Annotated in this window: 4 protein-coding genes; all 4 read right to left on the bottom strand. The window is 69.3% G+C overall.

The window, feature by feature from the left end; translation table 11 throughout:
- The coding region (gene eutC / locus DBR23_RS12975; RefSeq protein WP_108498524.1) for an ethanolamine ammonia-lyase subunit EutC at positions 1 to 801 on the bottom strand (801 nt) is incomplete at its 3' end.
- On the bottom strand, positions 798 to 2,207 hold the full coding sequence (locus DBR23_RS12970; protein ID WP_108498519.1) for an ethanolamine ammonia-lyase subunit EutB: 1,410 nt from the start codon (positions 2,205 to 2,207) through the stop codon (positions 798 to 800). The genes eutC and DBR23_RS12970, both read right to left, overlap by 4 nt.
- A gap of 26 nt (positions 2,208 to 2,233) precedes the next feature.
- The gene (locus DBR23_RS12965; RefSeq protein WP_056745527.1) at positions 2,234 to 3,010 is read right to left on the bottom strand and encodes a DeoR/GlpR family DNA-binding transcription regulator; all 777 of its coding nucleotides are present in this window, start codon (positions 3,008 to 3,010) and stop codon (positions 2,234 to 2,236) included.
- 9 nt (positions 3,011 to 3,019) lie between these two features.
- On the bottom strand, positions 3,020 to 3,132 hold a 113-nt coding region (locus DBR23_RS30650; RefSeq protein WP_233250441.1), incomplete at its 5' end, for a hypothetical protein.

Genomic DNA, 3,132 nt, shown 5'->3' with positions numbered 1-3,132 from the left:
GTCGGAGATCTTGTGGGAGCTCCCCGCCACCAGCGTCATCCCATCGCTGCGGTCCTTCAGCCCCACCCCCGTCAGCCCCAGTTGCCGCGCCTCCTGGCACAGCCACCACAGGCGCGCAGCGGCGGCGGCCGGGGGCAGGCCCTCGGGCCGCACGTTAGAGATGCAATTGCGCTGCGCATCGTGGCGCCCCACCTGCGGGTGCCAGGTGAGGTAGATGCCCAGGCTGTCGGGCGAGCTGAGGCCCGGCCGCTCGCCGATCAGCACCGCCACCAGGCGCGCGCCCAACAGCGCGCCCACCTCGTCACCCAGTGCCACGCGGGCCTGTTGGGCAATCACCACGGGGCCCAGCTGCCAGCCTGCGGGCGCCTGTTGGCAAATCGCGTCGATGAGCGGTGGCGCCTGCCGGGCCACGGCCAGGGACGAGAGGCCGTCGGCCGCGACCAGCAGCAGGTCGATGGGAGTGGTTCCGTTTGCAGAGGACTCCCGCAGCGCCTGCGCATCGGCGTCGCTCAGCCGCCGGCCCAGGTCGGGGCGCAGCAGGTAGGTGGCGCGGTCGGGGGCGGCGCTGTGCACGGGGAGCGTTGCGCAGCCCTGGGCCTGCAGCTGGGTGGCCAGCGCTTCGGCGTCCAGCGGGATGTGCACGGCATCGCGCGCCTGCGCATGGGCCAGTCCAAAACGCAGCAGCTCGGCCGTGGGCAGGGCTGCGCCCGCACGCCCCAGGGCCAGGCGTGCCTGGGTGTGGGCGCGCAGGTCGTCCCAGGGGTCGGGAGGGATGGCGTGTGGTGCTGGTTCGTGTGTCATGCGCCCAGCCTCCATTGCCGCATTTGTGCCAGCGCCGGGTGTTGATCGTGGGCAGGCAGCAGGCGTCCGCCTGCATCGGTGATGTGCATGCGCTGCAGCCAGGCGCCAAACTCGGGTGCGCACTGCAGGCCCAGCACCTCGCGCAGATAGAGCGCGTCGTGGAACGAAGTGCTCTGGTAGTTGAGCATGATGTCGTCCGCCCCCGGCACGCCCATGATGAAGGTCAGGCCCGCCGTGCCCAGCAGCGTCATCAGCGTGTCCATGTCGTCCGAATCGGCCTCGGCGTGGTTGGTGTAGCAGACGTCGCAGCCCAGCGGCACGCCCAGCAGCTTGCCGCAGAAGTGGTCTTCCAGGCCCGCGCGGATGATCTGCTTGCCGTCGTACAGGTATTCCGGGCCGATGAAGCCGACCACCGTGTTGGTGAGCAGCGGCGCAAACGCGCGGGCCACGCCATAGGCCCGCGCCTCGCAGGTCTGTTGGTCCACGCCGTGGTGCGCGTTGGCCGACAGGGCACTGCCCTGGCCGGTTTCAAAGTACATCACGTTGTCGCCCACTCCATCGCCAAAGTTTTTTCCGCGCCGCAGGGACAGTGCAGCCTCGCGCGCTTCTTGGAGCAGCGCCAGCGAAATGCCAAAGCTCGCGTTGGCCGCCTCGGTGCCCGCAATCGACTGGAAGACCAGGTCCACCGGCGCGCCTTGCTCCACCATCTGGATGGTGTTAGTCACATGCGTGAGCACACACGATTGGGTGGGGATCTGCAGCCGCTCGATCACATCGCCCAGCATGTGCACCAGCCCCGTGAGGGCGGCGATGCTATCGGTGGCCGGGTTCACGCCAATCACCGCGTCGCCCGCGCCATACAGCAGGCCGTCGATCATCGACGCCGCAATGCCGCGCAGGTCGTCCGTGGGGTGGTTGGGCTGCAGCCGCACGGCCAAGTGGCCCGGCAGGCCGAGGGTGTTGCGAAACCGCGTGACCACGCGGCATTTGCGCGCCACGGCGATCAAGTCCTGGTTGCGCATGAGCTTGCTCACGGCCGCCGCCATCTCGGGCGTGATGCCGGGTGCCACGGCGGCGAGCATGGCGCTGTCGGTGCCGTGGGCCAGCAGCCAGTTGCGGAAGTCGCCCACAGTGAGGTGGGCAATGGGCGCGAATGCGGCGGCGTTGTGCGTGTCGAGGATGAGGCGCGTGACCTCGTCGCTTTCGTAGGGGATGAGCGCCTCGCTCAGAAAGCGCGACAGGGGAATGTCGGCCAGGCTCAGGCGCGCGGCCATGCGCTCCACAGCCGATGTGGCTGCCACGCCTGCCAGGGCGTCGCCCGAGCGCAGCGGCGTGGCCTTGGCCATCACCTCCCGCAAGTCGCTGAACTGCCAGCGCTCGCCGCCAATGGTGTGCTGGTAGGCCATGGTGCGTTTTGTCCCCTGTGAATGCCTCAGGCCACTACGATGTGACAGCCCGCTGCCTGCAGTGCCGAGAAGGCGGGCAAGGACCGGGCACCTGCGTCGGTGACCAGCGTGCCCACGTCGGCCAGGCTGGCATAGGTCACGCGGCTGGCTTGCCCCACCTTGCTGTGGTCGGCCAGCAAGATCAGTTCCTTGGCCTGTGCAGCCATGGCGCGGGCCACGGCGGCCTCGTGGTGTTCAAAGCTGGTGGCGCCACTGTGCACGCTGATGCCCACGGGCGAGAGCAGGGCCACATCGGCGCGGTAGCGGTGGATTTCGGCCACGGTGGTGTCGCCGTGAGTGGCCTGCACGGCAGGGTCGGTGCGGCCTCCGAGCAGGATCACGTCGTTGCGCGTGTTGCGCCCCGCATCGGCCGCAGCGAGCTTGAGCGCCACGTTCAGCCCGTTGGTGATGATGGTCAGGCCCGACAGGCTGGACAGTGCTTCGGCCAGCAGGGTGGTGGTGCTGCCCGCATCAATGAACAGCGTTTGCCCCGGCTGCAGCAGCTGTAGGGCGGCGCGGGCGATGGCGCGCTTTTCGCGCTCGCGCACCGCCTGGCGCACGGCCAGCGGGGGTTCTGGCTCTGGCCCCTGGGCCACCACGCCCCCGTGCACGCGCCGCAGAATGCCCTGCGACTCCAGCGCGAGGATGTCGCGGCGCACGGTCTCGCGCGACACATCCAGGTCTTGCGCAATGCGCTCGGTGCTCACCCGCGAGAGCGTGGACAGCAGGGTGCGGATGCGGAGGAAACGTTCTTCTTGCAGCATGGGGCGATGTTAGGCGGGCTTGGAGCCTGGGGCGCGTCGGACGCGGCGCTGCGTGCCAAAGTGCAGCAGCAACGCCAGCGACCCCACCACCGCCATGATGCAGGTAGAGAACGCTGCCGCCT

The sequence above is a fragment of the Acidovorax sp. HMWF018 genome (assembly GCF_003061035.1).
Lineage (GTDB): Bacteria > Pseudomonadota > Gammaproteobacteria > Burkholderiales > Burkholderiaceae_C > Acidovorax > Acidovorax delafieldii.
Note: the sequence above shows the minus strand (reverse complement) of the source record. Positions and strands in the feature narration are given on the sequence as shown.

Excerpts from the sequence above, each read along its gene's own strand:
- DBR23_RS12970 (WP_108498519.1), bottom strand. The coding sequence starts at position 2,207 with ATGGCCTACCAGCACACCATTGGCGGCGAGCGCTGGCAGTTCAGCGAC.
- DBR23_RS12965 (WP_056745527.1), bottom strand. The coding sequence starts at position 3,010 with ATGCTGCAAGAAGAACGTTTCCTCCGCATCCGCACCCTGCTGTCCACG.